Consider the following 21,109-nt stretch of genomic DNA (forward strand, 5'->3'; position numbering starts at 1 on the left):
AGGACGAGGGTACGACACACGGCCACGGATCAACCGCGGCGCTCCTGCTTCTGTTTGTCCTCGACGCAGAGCGTGGCGCGGGGGAACGCCTGCATCCGCGCCTTGCCGATCGGATTGCCGCATACCTCGCACAGTCCGTACGTTCCGGCGTCGAGCCGCGCCAGGGCCCGCTCGGTCTGGTCCAGCATCTCCTGGGCGTTGGCGGCGAGCGACATCTCGTGCTCGCGGGTGATGTTCTTGGTGCCGGTGTCCGCCTCGTCGTCACCCGCCCCGTCGCCGGAGTCGCGCATCAGCCCGGCAAGTGCGGCGCTCGCGGCCTCCAGCTCACTGCGCAGCCGCATGATCTCGCTGCTCAGCACGGCCCGTGCCTCTTCGACCTCTTCCGGCGTCCAGGGGTCCTCACCCGGCCGGACCGCCAGCTCGCCGGGGGCTGTCGTGGCGACTCCACGGGCCGTGGGCACGGGCGCCGCGCCCTTGCCGGCCGTGCGGGTCCGGGCCGCGCTCTTCTTGGCTACCACCGTGTGGGCTCCCGTCTGCTCGGCGGCCTCGGCCGCCACCGTGGCCGCCGCAGCGGCCTTCTTCGAAGCCTTCTTGGCCGCGCTCTTCTTCTCAGGTGCCTTCTTGGCCTGCGCCGCGTGCTCGGCGGGCGCCGCCCGCTTCCGGGCTGCGGTCTTCTTCGCAGCCGCCTTCTTCATGGCCGCTGCCGTCGGGCCGGCCTCGGGAACGGTCTCCGCATCCGCCGTCTCCGCACCCGTCTGCGAACCGCCCTCCGCACCTGCCTTTCCGCTTGTCCTCCCGGCCGCCGCACCCGTGGATCTCGCCGACGCCGACTTCTTTGCGGCGGTCTTCTTCGCCACCATGGCCGCGGCCCCTTCACATATTGTGATCTTGCACGCGAATCGTGCTGGGACGATAAATCGACCCCAGCCCCGCGGCAACGGGGCACGCCGCCGAATCGCCCCTCCCCGTGTCCGGATACCGACGCGCCTGAATCCGTTGTGCCCAGCTCCCCGCCGGGTAATCCGCCTCCAGGCCCCCGCCCGGACTCCGTACATCCCCGTCTGCCCATTCGGGTCACGCCCCGCCCCACGGGTTAAACCGGTCGGCCGTCGCCCGTACGGGCCCGTACACTGGCCTCAGCGAGAGGCGTGGATGGGACGAGTAGCGTCGTACGCAGCCAGGAGCGACCCGGGGACGGTGCGAGCCCGGGGGCGAGCGCGTCGTGAAGATCACCCGGAGCCGTCGGAAGAAAGCTTTGGACAGTGGGCTCCGCCCACGGGCGCAAGGCGAGTAGAACCGGCATCGCGACCCCAATGAGGGGGCCACGGGTGCACACCCGGGGCCAAGGAGGGTGGTACCGCGGGAGTCGATGAGGCTCTCGTCCCTCCGACGGAAGTGGAAAACGTCCGCCGGAGGAAGTCCGCCCATGACATCGCCGCAGTACCGCCAGGTACCCGCCCAGGTCGACCTGCCCGCGCTGGAGCACGCCGTGCTCGATTTCTGGCGCGAGAGCAAGGTCTTCGCCAAGAGCCTCGAACAGTCCGAGGGCCGTCCCGAGTGGGTCTTCTACGAGGGCCCGCCCACCGCCAACGGTATGCCCGGCGCCCACCACATCGAGGCGCGCGTCTTCAAGGACGTCTTCCCCCGCTTCCGCACCATGCAGGGCTACCACGTCGGCCGCAAGGCCGGCTGGGACTGCCACGGACTGCCGGTCGAGCTCGCGGTCGAGAAGGAGCTGGGCTTCAACGGCAAGAAGGACATCGAGGCGTACGGCATCGCCGAGTTCAACGCCAGGTGCCGCGAGTCCGTGACCCGCCACACCGACGCGTTCACCGAGCTCACGACCAGGATGGGCTACTGGGTCGACCTCGACGACGCCTACCGCACGATGGACCCCGAGTACGTCGAGTCGGTGTGGTGGTCCCTGAAGGAGATCTTCAACAAGGGTCTGCTGGTCCAGGACCACCGTGTCGCCCCTTGGTGCCCCCGCTGCGGCACCGGCCTCTCCGACCACGAGCTGGCGCAGGGTTACGAGACCGTGGTCGACCCGTCGGTCTTCGTACGCTTCCCCCTCACCTCCGGCCCGCTGGCCGGCGATGCCTCGCTCCTCGTCTGGACGACCACCCCCTGGACCCTGGTCTCCAACACCGCCGTCGCCGCGCACCCCGACGTCACCTACGTCGTCGCGACCAACGGCGAGGAGAAGCTCCTCGTCGCGCAGCCGCTCGTCGAGAAGGCGCTGGGCGAGGGCTGGGACACCACCGGCCAGACCTTCACCGGCCGCGAGATGGAGCGCTGGACGTACGAGCGCCCGTTCACCCTCGTCGACTTCCCGGCGGAGGCCCATTACGTGGTCAACGCCGAGTACGTGACGACCGAGGACGGTACGGGTCTGGTCCACCAGTCCCCGGCCTTCGGCGCCGACGACCTCGTCGTCTGCCGCGCCTACGGCCTCCCGGTCGTGAACCCGGTCCGCCCCGACGGCACCTTCGAGGAGAATCTGCCGCTGGTCGGCGGCGTCTTCTTCAAGAAGGCCGACGAGGCGCTCACCGAGGACCTGGCCGCCCGCGGCAAGCTCTTCCGGCACGTCCCCTACGAGCACAGCTACCCGCACTGCTGGCGCTGCCACACCGCGCTGCTCTACTACGCGCAGCCGTCCTGGTACATCCGTACGACCGCCATCAAGGACCGGCTGCTCGAAGAGAACGAGAAGACCAACTGGTTCCCCGACTCGGTCAAGAACGGCCGCTTCGGTGACTGGCTGAACAACAACGTCGACTGGGCGCTGTCCCGTAACCGCTACTGGGGCACCCCGCTGCCGATCTGGCGCTGCGAGGACAGCCACCTCACCTGCGTCGGCTCGCGCGCCGAGCTGAGCGAGCTCACCGGCACCGACCTCTCCGGTCTCGACCCGCACCGCCCGTTCATCGACGAGATCACGTTCACCTGCTCGCACGAGAACTGCCAGCTGGAGGCGTACCGCGTCCCGGAGGTCATCGACGCCTGGTACGACTCGGGCTCGATGCCGTTCGCGCAGTGGGGCTACCCGTACAAGAACAAGGAGATCTTCGAGAGCCGCTACCCGGCGCAGTTCATCTCGGAGGCCATCGACCAGACCCGCGGCTGGTTCTACACGCTGATGGCGGTCGGCACCCTGGTCTTCGACAAGTCCTCCTACGAGAACGTGGTCTGCCTGGGCCACATCCTCGCCGAGGACGGCCGCAAGATGTCCAAGCACCTCGGGAACATCCTTCAGCCGATCCCCCTCATGGATCAGCACGGCGCCGACGCGGTGCGCTGGTTCATGGCGGCGGGCGGCTCCCCGTGGGCGGCGCGCCGCGTCGGCCACAACACGATCCAGGAGGTCGTCCGCAAGACCCTCCTGACGTACTGGAACACGGTCGCCTTCCAGGCCCTGTACGCCCGTACGTCGGACTGGGCGCCGTCCTCGGCCGACCCGGCCCCTGCGGACCGCACGGTCCTGGACCGCTGGCTGCTGAGCGAGCTGAACGCGCTGGTGGACCAGGTCACACAGGCTCTGGAGGGTTACGACACCCAGCGCGCAGGCAAGCTCCTGTCCGCGTTCGTCGACGACCTGTCCAACTGGTACGTACGCCGCTCGCGCCGCCGCTTCTGGCAGGGCGACAAGGCGGCCCTGCGCACCCTGCACGAGGTCATCGAGACGGTGACCCGGCTGATGGCCCCGCTCACCCCGTTCATCACCGAGCGGGTCTGGCAGGACCTGGTGGCTCCGGTCACCCCGGACGCCCCCGAGTCGGTCCACCTGTCCGCCTGGCCGAAGGCGGACCTCGCGGTCATCGACCCGACGCTCTCCACCCAGATGGCACTGGTTCGCCGCCTGGTCGAGCTGGGCCGGGCCACCCGCGCCGAGTCGGGCGTCAAGACCCGTCAGCCGCTCTCCCGGGCGCTGGTCGCGGCGTCGGGCTTCGACACGCTCTCCCCCGAGCTGCACGCCCAGATCACGGAGGAACTGAACGTCTCCTCGCTGGCCTCGCTCTCCGAAGTCGGCGGTTCGCTGGTCGACACCACCGCGAAGGCGAACTTCCGTGCGCTCGGCAAGCGGTTCGGCAAGGGCGTCCAGGCGGTGGCCAAGGCGGTCGCGAACGCCGACGCGGCGGCCCTCTCGCTGGCCCTGCGCGAGGGCACGGCGTCGGTCGAGGTGGACGGTGAGACGGTCACTCTCTCCCCCGACGAGGTGATCATCACCGAGACGCCGCGCGAGGGCTGGTCGGTGGCGTCCGACTCGGGCGCGACGGTCGCCCTGGACCTGGAGATCACACCGGAACTGCGGCGCGCGGGCCTCGCCCGTGACGCGATCCGCCTCATCCAGGAGGCCCGCAAGAACAGCGGCCTGGACGTCGCGGACCGCATCGCCGTCCGCTGGACATCCACCTCCCCCGCCACGGTGGAAGCCCTGACCGAACACGCGGCCCTGATCGCGGACGAGGTCCTGGCGCTGGACTACGCCCGGGGCGAGGCGGACGAGGCATACGGTGCCCCGTTCGAGGACGAGGGCCTGTCCCTGACGTTCCGCCTCCGCAAGACGGAGCAGTAGCCCAAGCCCATCGGAGGCCCGCCCGGAACACATGTTCCGGGCGGGCCTCCGGCGTTCTGCCCTACCCGCCCCTTCCCGTAGCCGGAGGGGCTTGACCGTGCCGGGTGCGGCGTCAGATTCAGCCTCGCCGGCGTTTGAGGCGCGGGTCCGGGGCGGAACTCCGGTTACGGGACGGGACGGGGAGCAGCCCTGTCCCGGGCACACCCCCGCCGACGCCCACGGCAAAAGGGCCGGGCCCCGGGGAAAACCCCGGGGCCCGGCCCTCAGCCTGCCGACGGCTACGCGCTCATCGCGCGCACCCGGCTCAGTTGTCGTCCTCGTCGATCAGGAACCCGCGCATCGGCGAAGGAGCCTGCTGCATCGGCTGCGGCGCCTGCGGCCGCACCGGCGCCATCGGCTGGGTCATCGCCGGCGACATCTGCTGCTGGCCGCCGTACGAGGGCCCACCACCCATGGACGGGTTGCCGCCCATCGGCGGGTTGCCGTGACCGCCGTGGTTGCCGCCCATGGTGTGACCCATGGCACCCGCACCGGCCGGAGCCAGCGAGGGCGACGGCGGCAGCGAAGCGGTCGCCGGGGTCCGCGGCGGGGCCAGCGAGTCGTCGGCCTGGGTCTCCAGCTGACGCAGCTGGCTCTCCAGGTAGGACTTCAGCCGGGTCCGGTACTCACGCTCGAAGCCACGCAGGTCCTCGACCTTGCGCTCCAGCGTCGCGCGGGCCGACTCCAGCGAGCCCATCGCCACGCGGTGCTTCTCCTGCGCGTCCCGCTCCAGCGCGTCCGCCTTGGCACGCGCGTCCCGCTCCAGTCCCTCGGCGCGGCTGCGCGCCTCGCCGACGATCTTGTTGGCCTCGGAACGGGCCTCCGCGATCGCCTGGTCGGCGGTCTGCTGTGCGAGCGAGAGGACACGGGCGGCGCTGTCGCCGCCGGGGCCCTGACCGGGCTGCTGCATCTGCGGCGGCTGCTGCATCTGCTGCATCTGCTGCTGGGGGGCGTGACCGCCCATGGGGCCGCCCATCGGGCCACCCATGGGACCGCCCTGCATCGGACCGGGGCCGTGCGGGCCCTGCGGGCCGGGGCCGTGCTGGCCCTGGGGACCAGGACCGTGACCGCTGGGACCGGCGGGCAGCTGCGGAGCGCCACCAGGCAGCTGGGGCGGACCCATCTGCGGGGGCTGCTGCTGGACCGGCGGACCCGATATGGCGGCGGGCACAGGTGCCCCGGGCCGGTCCTGCGGCTCCGGCTTGCGCATCCCCTGCTGCTGGTTCTGCGCGGCGGCACGCGTGGCGGCGGCCAGCTTGGCGCGCAGGTCCTCGTTCTCACGGAGCAGGCGGGTCAGCTCGGACTCGACCTCGTCGAGGAAGGCATCGACCTCGTCCTCGTCATAGCCTTCTCGGAGACGGACGGTCGTGAACTGCTTGTTCCGCACGTCCTCGGGGGTCAGCGGCATCTCTTCTTCACCTCTACGTAGTCGTCGGCAGTCGGCAAGACCGTATCGCTCACAGCCTGATCACGATGCTGATCAGGATGTAGACGATGATCATCAGAACGAAGAAGGACAGGTCGAGTGCCACGCCCCCGAGACGCAGCGGCGGGATGAACCGCCGCAGAAGCTTGAGCGGTGGATCCGTGACAGTGTAGGTGGCCTCAAGTATGACCACCATCGGCTTGCCTGGCTGCCATGAACGTGCGAACTGGAAGACGTAGTCCATGACCAGCCGGAAGATCAGCACGATGAGGAAACACATCAACGCGATATAGACAACCTGCAGTGCGACGCCCATTTCGCGCTTCCCTCTCCCCTGGCTCTCGTAGCTCCGGCCATACGGCCGGGTCGTTCCTGGTGCCGTGTTCTCAGCTCTGGTTGAAGAATCCGCCCTCAGCAATGCGGGCCTTGTCCTCCGCCGTGACATCGACGTTAGCAGGCGACAACAGGAACACCTTCTGCGTCACGCGCTCAATGCTGCCATGGAGACCGAAGACGAGTCCTGCGGCAAAGTCGACAAGTCGCTTTGCGTCCGTATCGTCCATCTCCGTGAGATTCATGATCACCGGAGTGCCCTCACGGAAGTGTTCCCCGATGGTACGGGCCTCGTTGTAGGTCCTGGGGTGCAGCGTGGTGATCCGATAGGGCTCCCGCTCGGACACAACCTTGGGCATGATCACCGGTGCGTTCTTCTCCATGTTCGGGCGTTCAGGTGTGATGGATGCCACGGGGGCGATTCGGGCGGGTCGCTCCCTCTCCGCCGAGATCTGAACCGGCTCCCGCTGCGCGGGAGGCTGCACTACTCGTACCGGTTCGTCCCTTTCCCGGTCCCGCTCCACCTGATGCGCGGGCTGGTGCCGCCGCCGGTCGCGCTCGGGCTCCGGCTCGGGTTCGAATTCGTCGTCGGGGTCGAACCCCGGACCGTCGTACCCATCGTCCTCCACGAGGCCGAGGTAGACCGCCATCTTGCGCATCGCGCCGGCCATGCTCTGAGTCCTCCGCTCTGTGGTGGATCGGCATCTGTCACCAAGTGCCCCGCGATCCACTGAGGCCTGCCCGCCAAAGGCGGGAATGACCATATTTTCTGCTGTGGTCCGACTTGCTTGGCGACGTTACCCGAGCCTCGGTCGGACTCCGAGTACCGCCGTACCGACGCGCACATGTGTCGCTCCGGCCGCAACCGCTTCCTCGAGGTCCGCGCTCATCCCTGCGGAGACCATGTTCGCAGCCGGATGGTTCCCGCGCAGGCGGGATGAGAATTCCATCAGCCGGTCGAAGGCGGCGCGTTGCCGTCCCGCGTACGGTCCGGCGAGCGGTGCGACGGTCATCAGACCACCGAGCCGCAGCCCGGGCGCGGATTCGACCGCGGCGGCCAACTCCTCGATCCCGTCCGGCGCGACGCCGCCCCGGTCACCCCGCTCACCGCTCTCCGCGTCGAGTGCGACCTGGATGAGGCAGCCGAGTTCGCGCCCCTCGCGCACAGCCGCCGCCGAGAGAGCCGTGACCAGTTTGGTCCGATCCACCGACTGCACAACATCGGCATAACTCGCCACAGAACGAACCTTATTCGTCTGCAATTGACCGACAAAGTGCCATGTGAGCGACAGATCAGCACATTCGGCCGCCTTGGGGGCCGCGTCCTGGTCACGATTCTCTGCGACATGACGCACACCGAGTTCATGCAGAATCCGCACATCGCTCGCGGGGTAGGTCTTGGTGACCACGATGAGGGTCACTTCTTCCCGTTTGCGACCGGCGGCGATACAGGCGGAAGCAATGCGTTCCTCCACCCGGGCCAGATTTTCGGCGAGTTGAGTCTTACGGTCCGTCATGCCCTATCAGTCCAACCAGACATATCCGGCGAGCCGCCCGGTGGTGCGGTCGCGGCGGTACGAGAAGTGGTCGCCCGATTCGAGGGTGCAGACCGCAGATGCGCGCCGGTCCTGGACCCCGAGGGCTTCGAGCTGGGCGTGGACCCCGGCGGTGACGTCCACAGCCGGGGTGCCCCAACTGGTCTCGGACCATGAGGCCGGGACGCTCTCGGCGACCTCGGCGCGCATCCGGGACGGGACTTCGTAGCACCGTCCGCAGACCGCCGGTCCGGTGCGGGCGATGATCCGGGAGGGCTCGGCGCCGAGCCCGATCATGGCCTCGACCACGGCGGGGACGACTCCGGCGACCAGACCGGGACGGCCCGCGTGCGCTGCCGCCGCGATCCCGGCGACCGGGTCGGCGAGCAGTACGGGGGTGCAGTCGGCGGTGAGCACGGCGAGCGGGAGTCCGCGCCGTGCGGTCACCACCGCGTCCACTGCGGGGATCTCCGAAGCGTCTCCCCACGGGCCGTCGACGACCGCGACGTCCCGCCCGTGCACCTGGTTCATCCAGACGACCTGCGCCGGGTCCAGACCGAGGGCCCGCGCGGCACGCTCCCGATTGGCCAGAACGGCGGCGGGGTCGTCTCCGACCGCGCCGCCGAGGTTGAGCTCCTCGTACGGAGCGGCGCTCACCCCGCCCCACCTGTCGGTGAAGGCGAAGTGCGCGCGGCCCCCCGAGGGTACTGAAGACACTGCGTGGTGCGGACCTATCACTTCAAGAAGTCCGGAACATCCAGCTCTTCGGCCTGGGAGTCCTGGTAGGGACGGGCCGGCGGGATGTGCGGCGGAGCGACCGGGGGCAGATGACTCTCGCCGGCCGCCGGAACGGGCTCGGCCTGGACCGGGGGCTCCTCGCGCGGCAGCACGGAGCCCAGTCCGCCGGTCTGGCGCACGGGCTCCGCAGTGCGGACCGGAGGGGCCGGCTCCTCACGCTTGGTGGCGTTCGCGCCCAGGACGTTCTCGCGACGGGCCGGCGGCTGTCCGCCGTCGAAGCCCGCTGCGATCACGGTGACGCGTACTTCGTCGCCCAGTGCGTCATCGATGACCGCACCGAAGATGATGTTCGCCTCGGGGTGCGCCGCCTCGCTCACCAGCTGGGCCGCCTCGTTGATCTCGAAGAGACCGAGGTCGCTGCCGCCGGAGATGGAGAGCAGGACACCGCGGGCGCCGTCGATGGACGCCTCCAGGAGCGGCGAGGAGATCGCCATCTCGGCCGCGGCCACCGCGCGGTCGTCGCCGCGGGCCGAGCCGATGCCCATGAGCGCCGATCCGGCCTCGGACATGACCGACTTGACGTCGGCGAAGTCGAGGTTGATCAGCCCCGGGGTGGTGATGAGGTCGGTGATGCCCTGGACACCCGAGAGCAGTACCTGGTCGGCCGACTTGAACGCGTCGAGCACGCTGACCTGGCGGTCCGAGATGGACAGCAGTCGGTCGTTGGGAATGACGATGAGGGTGTCGACCTCTTCGCGGAGCTCGGCGATGCCGTCCTCCGCCTGGTTCGCGCGTCGACGGCCCTCGAAGGTGAACGGGCGGGTGACCACGCCGATCGTCAGGGCGCCGAGCGAGCGCGCGATGTTGGCCACGACGGGTGCGCCGCCGGTGCCGGTGCCGCCGCCCTCTCCGGCGGTGACGAAGACCATGTCGGCCCCCTTGAGGACCTCCTCGATCTCCTCACGGTGGTCCTCTGCCGCCTTGCGACCGACGGCCGGGTTGGCCCCGGCGCCGAGGCCGCGGGTGAGTTCGCGGCCGACGTCGAGCTTGACGTCGGCGTCGCTCATCAACAGGGCTTGCGCATCAGTGTTGATCGCGATGAACTCGACGCCCTTGAGACCGACCTCGATCATTCGGTTGATGGCATTGACACCACCGCCGCCGACACCGATGACCTTGATGACTGCGAGGTAGTTCTGCGGTGCTGCCACGTCGAAGGCCTCTCGCCTCGAGTTACGTGTCGTCGCTTTGCGGTAGTACCGCCGCGACGACGGATGCCGATTGGGACGGTCCGAAACGCCGACCCAAACCCTAACGTTGAAGTTTAGGGTTACCAGTGTGTCTGCTTCATGGACTCTTCCGAACAGGACACTAAGTCGACAAGTGGCGCACGTTCAACGAACACGCCGAACCTCCCGTTTTTCTTTTCACCCTATGTGATCACCCGTAGCGCTGACCAACCAGGGTGCTGGCCAGGCCAAATGTGCGTCAACTGCCCGACACCGCAGGGGCGGTGGGTGCACTCACGTCGAAGTGTCCCGCTTTGGGGGCGGCTTTCATGAGAGCGGTGAGGACTCTCGCCTTCACCGGGCCTTCTTCACCACTGCCCCAGAGCACCGTGCGACCCCGGGTGAGTTCCAGGGAGATCGAGTCGTACGAGGTGACCCGTACGACCTTGGTGTTCTTGGCGACGCCGGCCGGAAGTTCACCCGCGACCCGGACCGCTTCCTGCACCAGCCGGGCACTGCCGAAGCGGCGCAGACTCGCGGACCGACCTGGCGTCAGTTCCAGCAGCGGTACATGCCCGGGAGATTTGTCCACCGTTGCGAAGCGCACGCCCTTCGCGTCCACTTCAATGAACTTTGCACCCTTTTTCACCAGCAGGACCGGCTGCCGTTCGATCACCTTAAGTCCGATTCCGTGCGGCCATGACCGCACGACATCCACCGAGTCGATACGGGGCAACTTCTGGCGCAACCGGTCGGCGACGGCGTCGGTGTCCACGGAAATCAGCGGGGCCCCGATCGGCACCGCCGCAGCAGCTTCCACCTCGGCCGGTGTCAGTACGTCGACACCGGTGATCCTGACCCGTTCGGCCCGGAGCCAGGAGGAGCCGTAGAGCGCCCAGACGGCGCCGGAGGCGAGCAACAGCACGAGCACACCGATCACGATCAGCTGTGTGCGGCTGGGCAATCTGCGACCTCCGGGGCGCGGACGCGGCGGGCGGGCCGAGGAGTCCTCCTGCTTCACTGCACCGCGCTGGGCGGTCGTCGGTCCGGCCACGCTCGCTCCTTACGCCGGGTCCGGGGGCCACCGCTCCCGGACCCGTCCGCCTCACGCGTTGCGGCGTGCGGCAATCGCCTCGTACACCATGCCGACGAGCAGGTCGTCGGCGTCCCGGCGGCCGAACTCGGCGGCGGCGCGGGACATCTCGTACAGCCGGTGCGGATCCGCAAGCACCGGAAGGACGTTGCCCTGCACCCACTCGGGGGTGAGCGCCGCGTCGTCCACCAGCAGACCGCCGCCGGCGTTGACCACCGGCTGGGCGTTGAGCCGCTGTTCGCCGTTGCCGATGGGCAGCGGTACGTAGGCGGCGGGGAGCCCGACGGCGGAGAGTTCGGCGACGGTCATCGCACCCGCGCGGCAGAGCATCATGTCAGCCGCCGCGTACGCGAGATCCATCCGGTCCACGTACGGTACCGGGATGTAGGGCGGCATTCCGGGCATGTTGTCGACGCGCGGCAATTCGTTCTTCGGGCCGACGACGTGCAGGATCTGGATTCCGGAGCGCTGCAGCAGCGGGGCGACCCGCTGGACCACTTCGTTGAGGTGGCGGGCACCCTGCGAGCCGCCGGAGACCAGCAGTGTCGGCAGGTTGGGGTCGAGGCCGAAGGCGGCACGCGCCTCGGGGCGGACCCGGGCCCGGTCCAGGGTGGCGATGGTCCGGCGGAGCGGAATGCCGATGTAGCGGGCACCACGCAGCTTGCTGTCGGGGGTGGAGACGGCGACCCCGTGGGCGTACCGGGAGCCGATCTTGTTGGCCAGGCCCGGCCGGGCGTTGGCCTCGTGGACGACGATCGGCACACCGGCCCGCTTGGCGGCGAGGTAGCCGGGCAGGGCGACGTAGCCACCGAAGCCGACCACACAGTCCGCCCTGGTGCGTTCCAGGACCTGCTCGGCGGCCTTGATGGTGCCGCGCAGCCGTCCCGGGACGGTGATCAGTTCCGGGGTGGGCTTGCGCGGCAGCGGCACGGCCGGGATCAGGGCAAGTTCGTACCCCCGCTCGGGTACGAGCCTGGTCTCGAGTCCGCGCTCCGTGCCGAGGGCAGTGATTCCCACGGTCGGGTCCTGCCTGCGCAGGGCGTCCGCGAGGGCAAGCGCGGGCTCGATGTGGCCGGCGGTCCCCCCACCGGCGAGTACGACATGCACCGAAATTCACCGCTCTCCGGACGGACGCTTCTTGACGCGCCGTCTCATCGTCTTCCATCTCACCCCGGGCCTCCGCATGGCCAGGGCCGCCTTCGCTGCGGGATCCTCTCGCGCGAACGCGATCAGCAGCCCGACGGCGAACATGGTCGGCAGCAGGGCCGATCCTCCGTAGGAGAACAGCGGGAGCGGGACACCGGCGATCGGCAGCAGGCCGAGCACCGCACCAATGTTGATCACGGCCTGCACCGTGATCCAGGTGGTCACACCTCCCGCGGCGTACCTCACGAAGGGGTCCTCCGTGCGTCCGGCCACGCGGATACCCGCATAGCCTAGAGCCGCGAAGAGGGCGAGTACCGACAGCGTCCCCGCCAACCCCAGTTCCTCCCCGGTGATGGCGAAGATGAAGTCGGTGTGCGGTTCAGGTAGTTGGCCCCATTTTTCCACACTTGCACCGAGCCCGGAACCGAACCATCCACCGGACGCCAGAGCATAGATGCCGTGCACGGCCTGCCAGCAGGAGTCCCCCGGGCCGGGTTCGCTGGCGCCGATGCAGGCGAGCCTGGACATCCGGTTCGGGCTGGTCTTGATCAGCACGAAGGCGATCACTCCGGCGAAGGCGAGCACTCCGGCGAAGAGCCGGGTGGGTGCCCCGGCCAGCCAGAGCAGTCCGAACAGGATCGCCGTGAGAATGATCGCAGTGCCCATGTCGCCACCGAGCATGATCAGCCCGAGGAGCATGAAGGCGACCGGAACAAGCGGTACGAGCATGTGTTTCCACTGCGTGAGCAGCCGTTTGTCCTGTTTACGGGCGAGCAGGTCCGCGCCCCACAGGACCAGGGCGAGCTTCCCGAACTCGCTGGGCTGGAGCTGGAAGGGGCCGCCCAGGTAGAGCCAGTTCTGGTTGCCGTTGACCGACATCCCTATCCCCGGCACCTGGACCAGCACCATCAGGAAGACGGTTCCCATGAGCAGCGGATAGGCGAACGCCCGGTGCAGTTTGGCGGGCATCCGGGCAGCGAGCGCCATCAGTCCGGCGCCGATGACGGCAGCGAGGAACTGTTTACGGAAGAAGTACGTGCCGGGTTTGTCCAGCTCCAGGGCCTTGATCATCGAGGCTGAGTAGACCATCACCAGGCCGAGCACGGTGATCAGCAGGCCGGCGCCCAGGATCAGGTAGTACGCGGTCAGAGGGCGGTCCCAGGCCCGGCGTGCCTGCTCGTACATCCGCCGCACACCGCCGCCGCGGGGGGACCGGGGCCGCCGGAACGCCCCTTGGAGCGTGGCGCCGAGGGGCGCCGGGAGCCGGTGACCGACCGGACCCGCAGGGCGGGGCCGAGGGGCGCCGGGGAGCTCGCACCCGCGAGCAGGGGCGGGGTGAGCGCCCGGCTGATCGCCGCAGTGGCCCGTGAGCGGTCCCCACGGAACGCGGCGAAGCTCTCTTCGGCCGGCATTGTCGCTGTCCCCTCCACTGCTCGTGCCCGGGGCTGCTGCCGAGGGCCGGGGCCCGTGGCGCGGCCGCCCGCACCCGGTCGTCCGGGACAGTACGGCGCCGGGGCCGGGCCCGTCAGTCGCTCTCGGCGGCGAGTGCGCGGACCGCGGCCGCGAACGCCTCGCCCCGCTTGTTGTAATTGACGAACATATCCATCGAGGCGCAGGCCGGGGCCATCAGTACGGTGTCCCCCGGGCGGGCGAGCCGTGCCGCCTCGCGGACCGCCTCGGACATCGCCCCAGTGTCGGTCCGGTCGAGGTCGACCACCGGGACCTCGGGGGCGTGTCGCGCGAGGGCTTCGCGGATCAGGGCCCGGTCGTGGCCGATCAGTACGACGCCCCGCAGCCGCCCGGCGGCCCCGGTCACCAGCTCGTCGAAGGTGGCTCCCTTGGCGAGGCCGCCGGCGATCCAGACGATCGGATCGTAGGCCGCGAGGGAGGCCTCGGCAGCGTGGGTGTTGGTGGCCTTGGAGTCGTCGATGTACGCGACCCCGGCCACGTCCGCGACATGCTCGATACGGTGCGGGTCGGGGCGGAAGGCCCGCAGTCCGTCCCGTACGGCCGCGGGCTCGACGCCGAAGGCGCGGGCGAGGGCCGCGGCCGCCAGGGCGTTGGCGATGTTGTGCGGGGCCGGCGGGTTGACGTCGGTGACTTCGGCGAGCTCCTGGGCCTGCTTCTGCCGGTTGGCCACGAAGGCGCGGTCGACGAGGATGCCGTCGACGACGCCCAGTTGGGACGGGCCCGGTGCGGCCAGCGTGAAGCCGATGGCGCGGCAGCCCTCCTCGACGTCGGCCTCGCGGACCAGGTCCTCGGTTGCCTTCTCTGCCACGTTGTAGACGCAGGCGACGCGGTTGCCCTCGTAGATCCGGCCCTTGTCCGCGACGTACGCCTCCATGGAGCCGTGCCAGTCGAGATGGTCCGGGGCCAGGTTGAGGACGGCCGCGGAATGGGCGCGCAGCGAGGGCGCCCAGTGCAGCTGGTAGCTGGACAGCTCGACGGCGAGTACGTCGTACTTCTCGTCACCGAGGACGGCGTCGAGGAGGGAGACGCCGATGTTGCCGACGGCGGCGGTGCGCAGCCCGGCCGCCTCCAGGATCGAGGCGAGCATCCGGACGGTCGTGGTCTTGCCGTTGGTGCCGGTGACCGCGAGCCAGGGTGCGGGCTCCCTGCCGTCCAGACCGCGCAGCCGCCAGGCGAGTTCGACGTCGCCCCAGACCGGGACGCCCGCCTCGGCGGCTGCGGTGAAGAGCGGCTTGTCGGGCTTCCAGCCGGGGGTGGTGACGATGAGCTCGGTGGACTCGGGCAGGGTCGCCCCGTCGCCGAGGCGCACGGTGATGCCCTGCGCCTCCAGCTCCGCGGCCTGCGCACGGGAACGCTCGTCGTCCCCGTCGTTGACCACCGTGACGACGGCCCCGAGGCCGTGCAACACCTTGGCCGCCGGGATTCCGGAGACCCCGAGTCCCGCGACGGTGACGCGCTTGCCCTGCCAGTCCTGGTTGCTCACTTCTCGGCTGCCCATCCTGCGTAGAAGAGACCGAGTCCGACGATCACGCACATGCCCTGGATGATCCAGAAGCGGACCACGACAAGGACTTCGGACCACCCCTTGAGTTCGAAGTGGTGCTGGAGCGGAGCCATCCGGAAGACCCGCTTACCGGTCATCTTGAAGGAACCGACCTGGATGACCACGGACATGGTGATCATCACGAAGAGACCACCGAGGATGGCCATCAGGAACTCCGTGCGGGAGCAGATCGCCAGGCCGGCGAGCGCGCCGCCGAGCGCCAGCGAACCGGTGTCGCCCATGAAGATCTTGGCGGGCGAGGTGTTCCACCACAGGAAGCCGAAGCAGGCACCCATCAGCGCGGAGGCGACGACCGCGAGGTCGAGCGGATCGCGTACCTGGAAACAGGCGTTGGGGTTGGTCAGGGTGTCCGCGTTGACGCAGGACTCCTGGAACTGCCACAGCCCGATGAAGGTGTACGCGCCGAAGACCATCACCGACGCGCCGGTGGCCAGACCGTCCAGACCGTCCGTCAGGTTCACACCGTTGGACATGGCCAGGATCATGAACAGCGCCCAGACGACGAACAGCACCGGGCCGATCGACCAGCCGAAGTCCGCGACGAACGACAGCCTGTCGGAGGCCGGGGTGTTGCCCTGCTTGTCCGCGAACTGGAGCGAGAGCACCGCGAAGGCGATACCCACGATCAGCTGGCCGGCCATCTTCGCCTTGGCCCGCAGACCCAGCGAACGCTGCTTGACGATCTTGATGTAGTCGTCGAGGAAGCCCACGAGGCCCATGCCGGCCATCAGGAAGAGCACCAGCACGCCGGAGAATCGCATCTCCTCGCCGGTGATCAGCTTCGCCGCGAGATACGCGATGATCGTCGCCAGGATGAAGGCAATGCCGCCCATGGTGGGCGTGCCCTTCTTGGACCCGTGGGTGCGCGGGCCGTCGTCCCGGATGAACTGCCCGTATCCCTTGCGGGCCAGCAGCTTGATCAGCAGCGGAGTTCCGACCAGGGTCAGGAAGAGCCCGATGGCCCCCGCGAAGAGGATCTGCCTCATCGGCCGGCGACCTCGCCCTCGGTCGAGTTCTCCAGCAGTGCCTGGGCGACCTTCTCCAGGCCGGCCGACCGGGACGCCTTCACCAGCACGACGTCTCCCGGGCGCAGTTCACTGCGCAACAGGTCGACGGCAGCCTGTGCGTCGGACACGTGCACCGACTCCTCACCCCACGAACCCTCGTTGTATGCGCCCAGTTGCAGCCAGGAGGCCTCTCTGCCCCCGACTGCGACGAGCTTGCTGACGTTGAGTCGGACGGCGAGCCGCCCGACCGCGTCGTGCTCGGCGAGCGAGGCGTCGCCGAGCTCGGCCATGGGGCCGAGCACCGCCCACGTACGCCGGCCCTTCCCCATGGCGGCCAGCGCGCGCAGCGCTGCTCTCATGGATTCGGGGTTCGCGTTGTAGGCGTCATTGACGAACGTCACGCCGTCCGGACGCTCGGTGACCTCCATGCGCCAGCGGGAGAGGGTGCCCGCCTCGGAGAGCCCTTCGGCGATCTCGTCTGCGGACAGGCCCAACTCATGGGCGACGGCGGCCGCGGCGAGCGCGTTCGACACGTGGTGCTCACCGTACAGGCGCATGGTCACGTCGCTGCACCCGGTGGGTGTGTGGAGCTTGAAAGTGGGGCGCCCGTCGTCGGTGAGACGGACATTCTCTCCCCGTACGTCCGCATCCGCGGCTTCACCGAAGAGCAGCACCCGGGCTTTCGTACGGGAGGTCATGGCGCGCACGAGCGGGTCGTCGGCGTTGAGTACGGCGAGGCCGTCCTCGGGCAGGGCTTCGACCATCTCGCCCTTCGCCTTGGCAATCTGCTCGCGGCCGCCGAACTCGCCGATGTGCGCGGTGCCGACGTTGAGGACGAGGCCGATCCGCGGCGGGACGAGGCCGGTGAGGTAACAGATGTCACCGATGTAACGTGCACCCATTTCGAGGACGAGGTGCTGGGTGTCCTCGGTGGCACGCAGTGCGGTGAGCGGCAGGCCGATCTCGTTGTTGAGGTTGCCCTCCGGGTAGACGGTGGGCCCCTTGCGTTCGAGAAGCTGGGCGATGAGGTCCTTGGTGGAGGTCTTGCCCGCGGAGCCCGTGAGGGCGACGACGGTGGTACCGAGGCGGCCGACGACGGCGCGGGCGAGCGCGCCGAGCGCGGCCACGACGTCGTCGACGACGATCGCCGGAACGCCGACGGGGCGGGCGGCCAGCACGGCTGCCGCGCCCGCCTCGACGGCGCCCTGCGCGAAGTCGTGGCCGTCGACCCGCTCGCCTGTGAAGGCGACGAACAGACTGCCTTGCTTCACCGCTCGGGAGTCCATGACGACAGGCCCGCTGACGGTCACTGCCGGATCCGGTATGTCGTACGACTGCCCGCCGACGATTTCGGCGATCTCGGCGAGGGAAAGGGCGATCACTTGGTCATCCCTGACTGTTGTTCTCGTGGGTGTGGGCGCGGTGGGCGGCGCTCTCCGTGCTGCTCCGCCCCAGGGACCGCTCGATGGCCGCGCGCAGAACCACGCGGTCGTCGAAGGGGCGTACCACGCCATGGATGTCCTGGCCCTGCTCGTGGCCCTTGCCGGCGATCAGCACCGTGTCACCGGGCTCGGCGCGGGCGACCACGGCTGCGATGGCGGCGGCCCGGTCGGCGTCGACCAGGACGTCGCCCCGCTCGTGGACGGGCACCTCGGCGGCGCCCGCGAGCATGGCGGCGAGGATTCCGAGGGGGTCCTCGGAACGGGGGTTGTCGGACGTCAGTACTGCAGTGTCGGCGAGGCGGGCCGCGGCGGCGCCCATCGGGCCGCGCTTGGTGGTGTCGCGGTCGCCGCCGCAGCCGAGGACGATGTGCAGCCTGCCCTCGGTGACCTTCCGCAGGGAGCGCAGCACGGATTCGACGGCGTCGGTCTTGTGCGCGTAGTCGACGACCGCGAGGTACGGCTGTCCGGCGTCGACGCGTTCCAGGCGGCCGGGGACGCCCGGAACGGCGGCAACACCGTCGGCTGCGGTCTGCGGGTCGAGGCCCGCGACGGCGAGCGTGACGATCGCGGCAAGGGTGTTGGCGACGTTGAACGGGCCGGGCAGCGGGGCCCTGGCGGCGATCCGCTCGCCCTTGGGGCCGACGACGGTGAAGGTGGAGCCCAGCGGCCCGACTTCGACGTCCTCGGCACACCAGTCGGCGTCCGGGTGGCCCTCGGCGGAGAAGGTGACGACCGGGACGGAGGCCTCGGTGACCAGCCTGCGGCCGTACTCGTCATCGAAGTTGACGACGCCCTGCCGGCTGCGCAGCGGGGTGAAGAGCTGTGCCTTGGCCTGGAAGTAGTCCTCCATTCCGGAGTGGAACTCCATGTGCTCCGGACTGAGGTTGTTGAAGACCGCGACGTCGAAGACGCAGCCGTCGACCCGGCCGAGCACCAGGGCGTGGCTCGAAACCTCCATGGTCACCGAGTCGACGCCGCGTTCGCGCATGACGGCGAACAGCGCCTGCAGGTCGGTGGCTTCGGGGGTGGTGCGCTCGGACTTGATGCGCTCGTCGCCGATCCGTGTCTCCACGGTGCCGATCAGCCCGGTGGCACGCCCGGCGCCCCGGAAGCCGCCCTCGATGAGGTAAGCGGTGGTGGTCTTACCGGAGGTTCCGGTGATGCCGATCTGGAGGAGGTCGGCGCCGGGCCGTCCGTAGATCTCGGCAGCGAGTTCGCCCATCCGGCCGCGTGGGTCCCCGGTGACCAGCACCGGCAGTCCGGTGGCGGCGGCGCGCTCGGCGCCGGCCGGGTCGGTGAGGATCGCCGCCGCGCCGAGGCCGGCAGCCTGGGCCGCGAAGTCGGCGCCGTGGAAGCGGGCGCCCGGCAGGGCCGCGTACACATCACCGGGGCGGACCGCCCGCGAGTCGTGGGTGATGCCGGTGACCTCGCCGGTTCCCGGCGGTTCGACTCCCAGCCGGGCTGCCAGCTCGCCGAGCGTCGTCGGCCTGAGCCGATCCGGGCGGGGCGCTCCCGGGTAGTTCACAGGGGCGTCCTTCTGGGTGGTTTGGAACTGATCAGCGTGGGGCACGGCGGTGAGCGTACCGGGCCCACCCGGCCTCTCGCGAAGTGAGGGGGCGGAGCTCTGGTGGTTCCCGTTCCGGTTCCCGGGATCGGGGGTGATGGTTGTCACTGGCTGGTTTCCCCGTGTTCACTCGCCGGGTTCGAAGGACACCGGCAGCCTGGCTGGCTTGCTGCCGGACGGTGGGGCCTGGAGGGTCTTGAGTGCGAACTCCATGACCCGCTTGTAGATCGGTCCGCAGATCTGGCCGCCGAAGTAGCTGCCCTTGGTCGGGTTCTGGATCGCGCAGTAGACGGTGATCTGCGGGTTGTCGGCGGGTGCGAAGCCCGCGAAGGACGCGGTGTAGCCGCGGTAGCCGCCGCGTACCGGATCGACCCGGTTGGCCGTACCGGTCTTGCCCGCCACCCGGTAGCCCGGGATCTTGGCCTTCGTGCCGGTGCCTTCCTCGTCACCGACCACCGACTCCAGCATGGCGGCGAGCGACTTGGCGGTCTTCTCGCTGACCACCCGGGTCCGTTCGGGAGCGGCGGTGGCCTGGAAGTGGCCGTCGGGCCCCTTGGTGCCACGTACCAGCGTGGGCGCGACGCGCACCCCGCCGTTGGCGATCGTCGAGTAGATGGAGGCGGCCTGCATGGCGTTGAGCGACAGGCCCTGGCCGAACGGGATCGTGTACTGCTGCGAGGTCGACCAGGCCTCGGGCTTGGCGAGGATGCCGGGGGTCTCACCCGGGTAGTCGAGACCGGTCGGCGAGCCGATCCCGAATTTGCGCAGGTAGGAGTAGAGGACCTTGTTGGCCTCGGCCTGCGTCCTGCCGAGTTCTCCGGTGGCCAGGATCGTGCCGATGTTGCTCGACTTGGCGAGTACGCCGTTGAGCGTCAGGTACCAGGTGGGGTGGTCGATGTCGTCCTTGAAGAGCCGGTCGCCCCGGTGCAGCCGGTTGGGGACGGTGACATGGGTACCGGGGGTGGCGGCCCCCTCCTCCAGCACGGCGGCCATGGACATGACCTTGCTGGTGGAGCCGGGCTCGTACACGTCCTGGAGCGCCGCGTTTCCCAGCGACGCCGCGTCGGCCTTCGAGAGGTCGTTGGGGTCGAAGCCGGGTGCGTTGGCCATGGCGAGGACCTCGCCGGTCCTGGTGTTCTGCACGATCACATAGCCACGGTCCGCCTTGGACTTCTTCACCTGGTCGGTGATGGCCTGCTGGGCGGCCCACTGGATGTCGCGGTCGATGGTCAGCTCGACGTCGGACCCGGCGACGGCCGGGACCTCCTTGGTGCCCGCGGTGGGTACCCGCCGACCTCCGGACTGGGCGTACTTGATCTTGCCGTCCTCGCCCGCGAGGTCTTTGTCCAGCTGCGATTCGAGGCCGCCTGCGCCCTTGCCGTCGGTATTGACATAGCCCAGTATCCCGGCGGCGAGGTCTCCGTTCGGGTAGACCCGCTTGGTCGTCGACTCCTGGAAGACCCCGGCCAGCACATTGGCTCCGGCGCCGCCGGCCGCCTTGTCCTTCGCGGCCTTCTCGGCGAAGACGGACTTGAGGTCCTTGATCTGATTCCAGACCTGCGGGGTCTGGCGGCGGGCCAGGACGGTGTAACGGCCCTTCTTGGACAGCTTCTCGGTCAGCTCGGAGGCATCGGCGCCGAGGATCGGGGCGAGGAGCGCCGCCGCCTGCCGGGGCGCGTCGGGGGCCTTGCTGATTTCCGGCGTGAACATCGACGGGTCGGCGGTGATGTCGTACGCGTCGACGCTGGTGGCCAGCGCGATACCGCTGCGGTCGGTGATCTCGCCGCGCTCGGCGGAGATCGTGTAGCTGAGGTAGCGGTTCTCCTTGGCCTTGGCCGCGTACGCGTTGGCGTCGACGGCCTGGACCTGGAGAAGCCGGACGACGAACGTCAGCATGACGAGCGTCAGGGCGAGACTGACCAGGCGCAGCCGGGGACGCGGGCTGCC

15 protein-coding genes and 1 pseudogene are annotated in these 21,109 nt (G+C 69.5%); 1 reads left to right on the forward strand and 15 read right to left on the reverse strand.

The annotated features are described in order from the left end of the window. Positions 1–29: 29 nt before the first annotated feature. Positions 30–860 (reverse strand): TraR/DksA family transcriptional regulator, encoded by an 831-nt coding sequence (locus GA0115254_RS10090; RefSeq protein ID WP_093894939.1) that lies wholly within the window; start codon positions 858–860, stop codon positions 30–32. 566 nt (positions 861–1,426) lie between these two features. Between GA0115254_RS10090 and ileS the strand changes: the two genes are divergently transcribed. After that, the gene (gene ileS / locus GA0115254_RS10100; RefSeq protein WP_093894940.1) at positions 1,427–4,576 is read left to right on the forward strand and encodes an isoleucine--tRNA ligase; all 3,150 of its coding nucleotides are present in this window, start codon (positions 1,427–1,429) and stop codon (positions 4,574–4,576) included. Positions 4,577–4,880: 304 nt separating this feature from the next. Here ileS and GA0115254_RS10105 read toward each other — a convergent pair whose 3' ends face one another. From GA0115254_RS10105 to GA0115254_RS10175, 14 genes and pseudogenes are all read right to left on the reverse strand, one after another. Then, complete coding sequence (locus tag GA0115254_RS10105; RefSeq protein WP_093894941.1) at positions 4,881–6,023, reverse strand: DivIVA domain-containing protein; 1,143 nt, start codon at positions 6,021–6,023, stop codon at positions 4,881–4,883. Positions 6,024–6,072: 49 nt separating this feature from the next. Further along, the gene (locus GA0115254_RS10110) at positions 6,073–6,357 is read right to left on the reverse strand and encodes a YggT family protein (protein ID WP_072483208.1); all 285 of its coding nucleotides are present in this window, start codon (positions 6,355–6,357) and stop codon (positions 6,073–6,075) included. A 70-nt stretch (positions 6,358–6,427) separates the two neighbouring features. Beyond that, positions 6,428–7,045, reverse strand: coding sequence for a cell division protein SepF (locus GA0115254_RS10115; protein ID WP_093894942.1), 618 nt, complete (start codon positions 7,043–7,045; stop codon positions 6,428–6,430). A gap of 126 nt (positions 7,046–7,171) precedes the next feature. Then, a complete protein-coding gene (locus tag GA0115254_RS10120) occupies positions 7,172–7,891 on the reverse strand; it encodes a YggS family pyridoxal phosphate-dependent enzyme (protein ID WP_093894943.1) in 720 nt (239 codons plus the stop codon). 6 nt (positions 7,892–7,897) lie between these two features. Further along, complete coding sequence (gene pgeF / locus GA0115254_RS10125) at positions 7,898–8,647, reverse strand: peptidoglycan editing factor PgeF (RefSeq protein ID WP_176740056.1); 750 nt, start codon at positions 8,645–8,647, stop codon at positions 7,898–7,900. Continuing rightward, a complete protein-coding gene (gene ftsZ / locus GA0115254_RS10130; RefSeq protein WP_093894945.1) occupies positions 8,644–9,858 on the reverse strand; it encodes a cell division protein FtsZ in 1,215 nt (404 codons plus the stop codon). The genes pgeF and ftsZ overlap by 4 nt, the downstream gene beginning before the upstream one ends. 277 nt (positions 9,859–10,135) lie before the next feature. Beyond that, the gene (locus tag GA0115254_RS10140; RefSeq protein WP_093894947.1) at positions 10,136–10,930 is read right to left on the reverse strand and encodes a cell division protein FtsQ/DivIB; all 795 of its coding nucleotides are present in this window, start codon (positions 10,928–10,930) and stop codon (positions 10,136–10,138) included. 51 nt (positions 10,931–10,981) lie between these two features. Then, on the reverse strand, positions 10,982–12,076 hold the full coding sequence (gene murG, locus GA0115254_RS10145) for an undecaprenyldiphospho-muramoylpentapeptide beta-N-acetylglucosaminyltransferase (protein WP_093894948.1): 1,095 nt from the start codon (positions 12,074–12,076) through the stop codon (positions 10,982–10,984). Positions 12,077–12,082: 6 nt separating this feature from the next. After that, positions 12,083–13,527 (reverse strand): annotated as a pseudogene (gene ftsW, locus GA0115254_RS10150) (putative lipid II flippase FtsW). Positions 13,528–13,640: 113 nt separating this feature from the next. Next, positions 13,641–15,068 (reverse strand): UDP-N-acetylmuramoyl-L-alanine--D-glutamate ligase, encoded by a 1,428-nt coding sequence (gene murD / locus GA0115254_RS10155; protein WP_093894949.1) that lies wholly within the window; start codon positions 15,066–15,068, stop codon positions 13,641–13,643. Further along, complete coding sequence (gene mraY, locus GA0115254_RS10160; RefSeq protein WP_093894950.1) at positions 15,065–16,135, reverse strand: phospho-N-acetylmuramoyl-pentapeptide-transferase; 1,071 nt, start codon at positions 16,133–16,135, stop codon at positions 15,065–15,067. The genes murD and mraY overlap by 4 nt, the downstream gene beginning before the upstream one ends. Then, on the reverse strand, positions 16,132–17,538 hold the full coding sequence (gene murF, locus GA0115254_RS10165; RefSeq protein WP_093894951.1) for a UDP-N-acetylmuramoyl-tripeptide--D-alanyl-D-alanine ligase: 1,407 nt from the start codon (positions 17,536–17,538) through the stop codon (positions 16,132–16,134). Before murF ends, mraY begins: the two co-directional genes overlap by 4 nt. 4 nt (positions 17,539–17,542) lie before the next feature. After that, entirely contained in the window at positions 17,543–19,270 is a 1,728-nt protein-coding gene (locus GA0115254_RS10170; protein WP_093894952.1) for a UDP-N-acetylmuramoyl-L-alanyl-D-glutamate--2,6-diaminopimelate ligase, read from the reverse strand. 18 nt (positions 19,271–19,288) lie between these two features. Further along, positions 19,289–21,109, reverse strand: a 1,821-nt coding sequence (locus GA0115254_RS10175) for a peptidoglycan D,D-transpeptidase FtsI family protein (RefSeq protein WP_256102478.1), incomplete at its 5' end; no start/stop codon positions are given.

It is taken from the genome of Streptomyces sp. Ncost-T10-10d (genome assembly GCF_900091955.1).
Taxonomy (GTDB): Bacteria; Actinomycetota; Actinomycetes; order Streptomycetales; family Streptomycetaceae; genus Streptomyces.

Coding starts and splice junctions, on each gene's coding strand:
- GA0115254_RS10115 (WP_093894942.1), bottom strand. CDS start 7,045: ATGGCCGGCGCGATGCGCAAGATGGCGGTCTACCTCGGCCTCGTGGAG.
- GA0115254_RS10120 (WP_093894943.1), bottom strand. CDS start 7,891: ATGACGGACCGTAAGACTCAACTCGCCGAAAATCTGGCCCGGGTGGAG.
- ileS (WP_093894940.1), top strand. CDS start 1,427: ATGACATCGCCGCAGTACCGCCAGGTACCCGCCCAGGTCGACCTGCCC.
- GA0115254_RS10105 (WP_093894941.1), bottom strand. CDS start 6,023: ATGCCGCTGACCCCCGAGGACGTGCGGAACAAGCAGTTCACGACCGTC.
- GA0115254_RS10110 (WP_072483208.1), bottom strand. CDS start 6,357: ATGGGCGTCGCACTGCAGGTTGTCTATATCGCGTTGATGTGTTTCCTC.
- mraY (WP_093894950.1), bottom strand. CDS start 16,135: ATGAGGCAGATCCTCTTCGCGGGGGCCATCGGGCTCTTCCTGACCCTG.
- GA0115254_RS10090 (WP_093894939.1), bottom strand. CDS start 860: ATGGTGGCGAAGAAGACCGCCGCAAAGAAGTCGGCGTCGGCGAGATCC.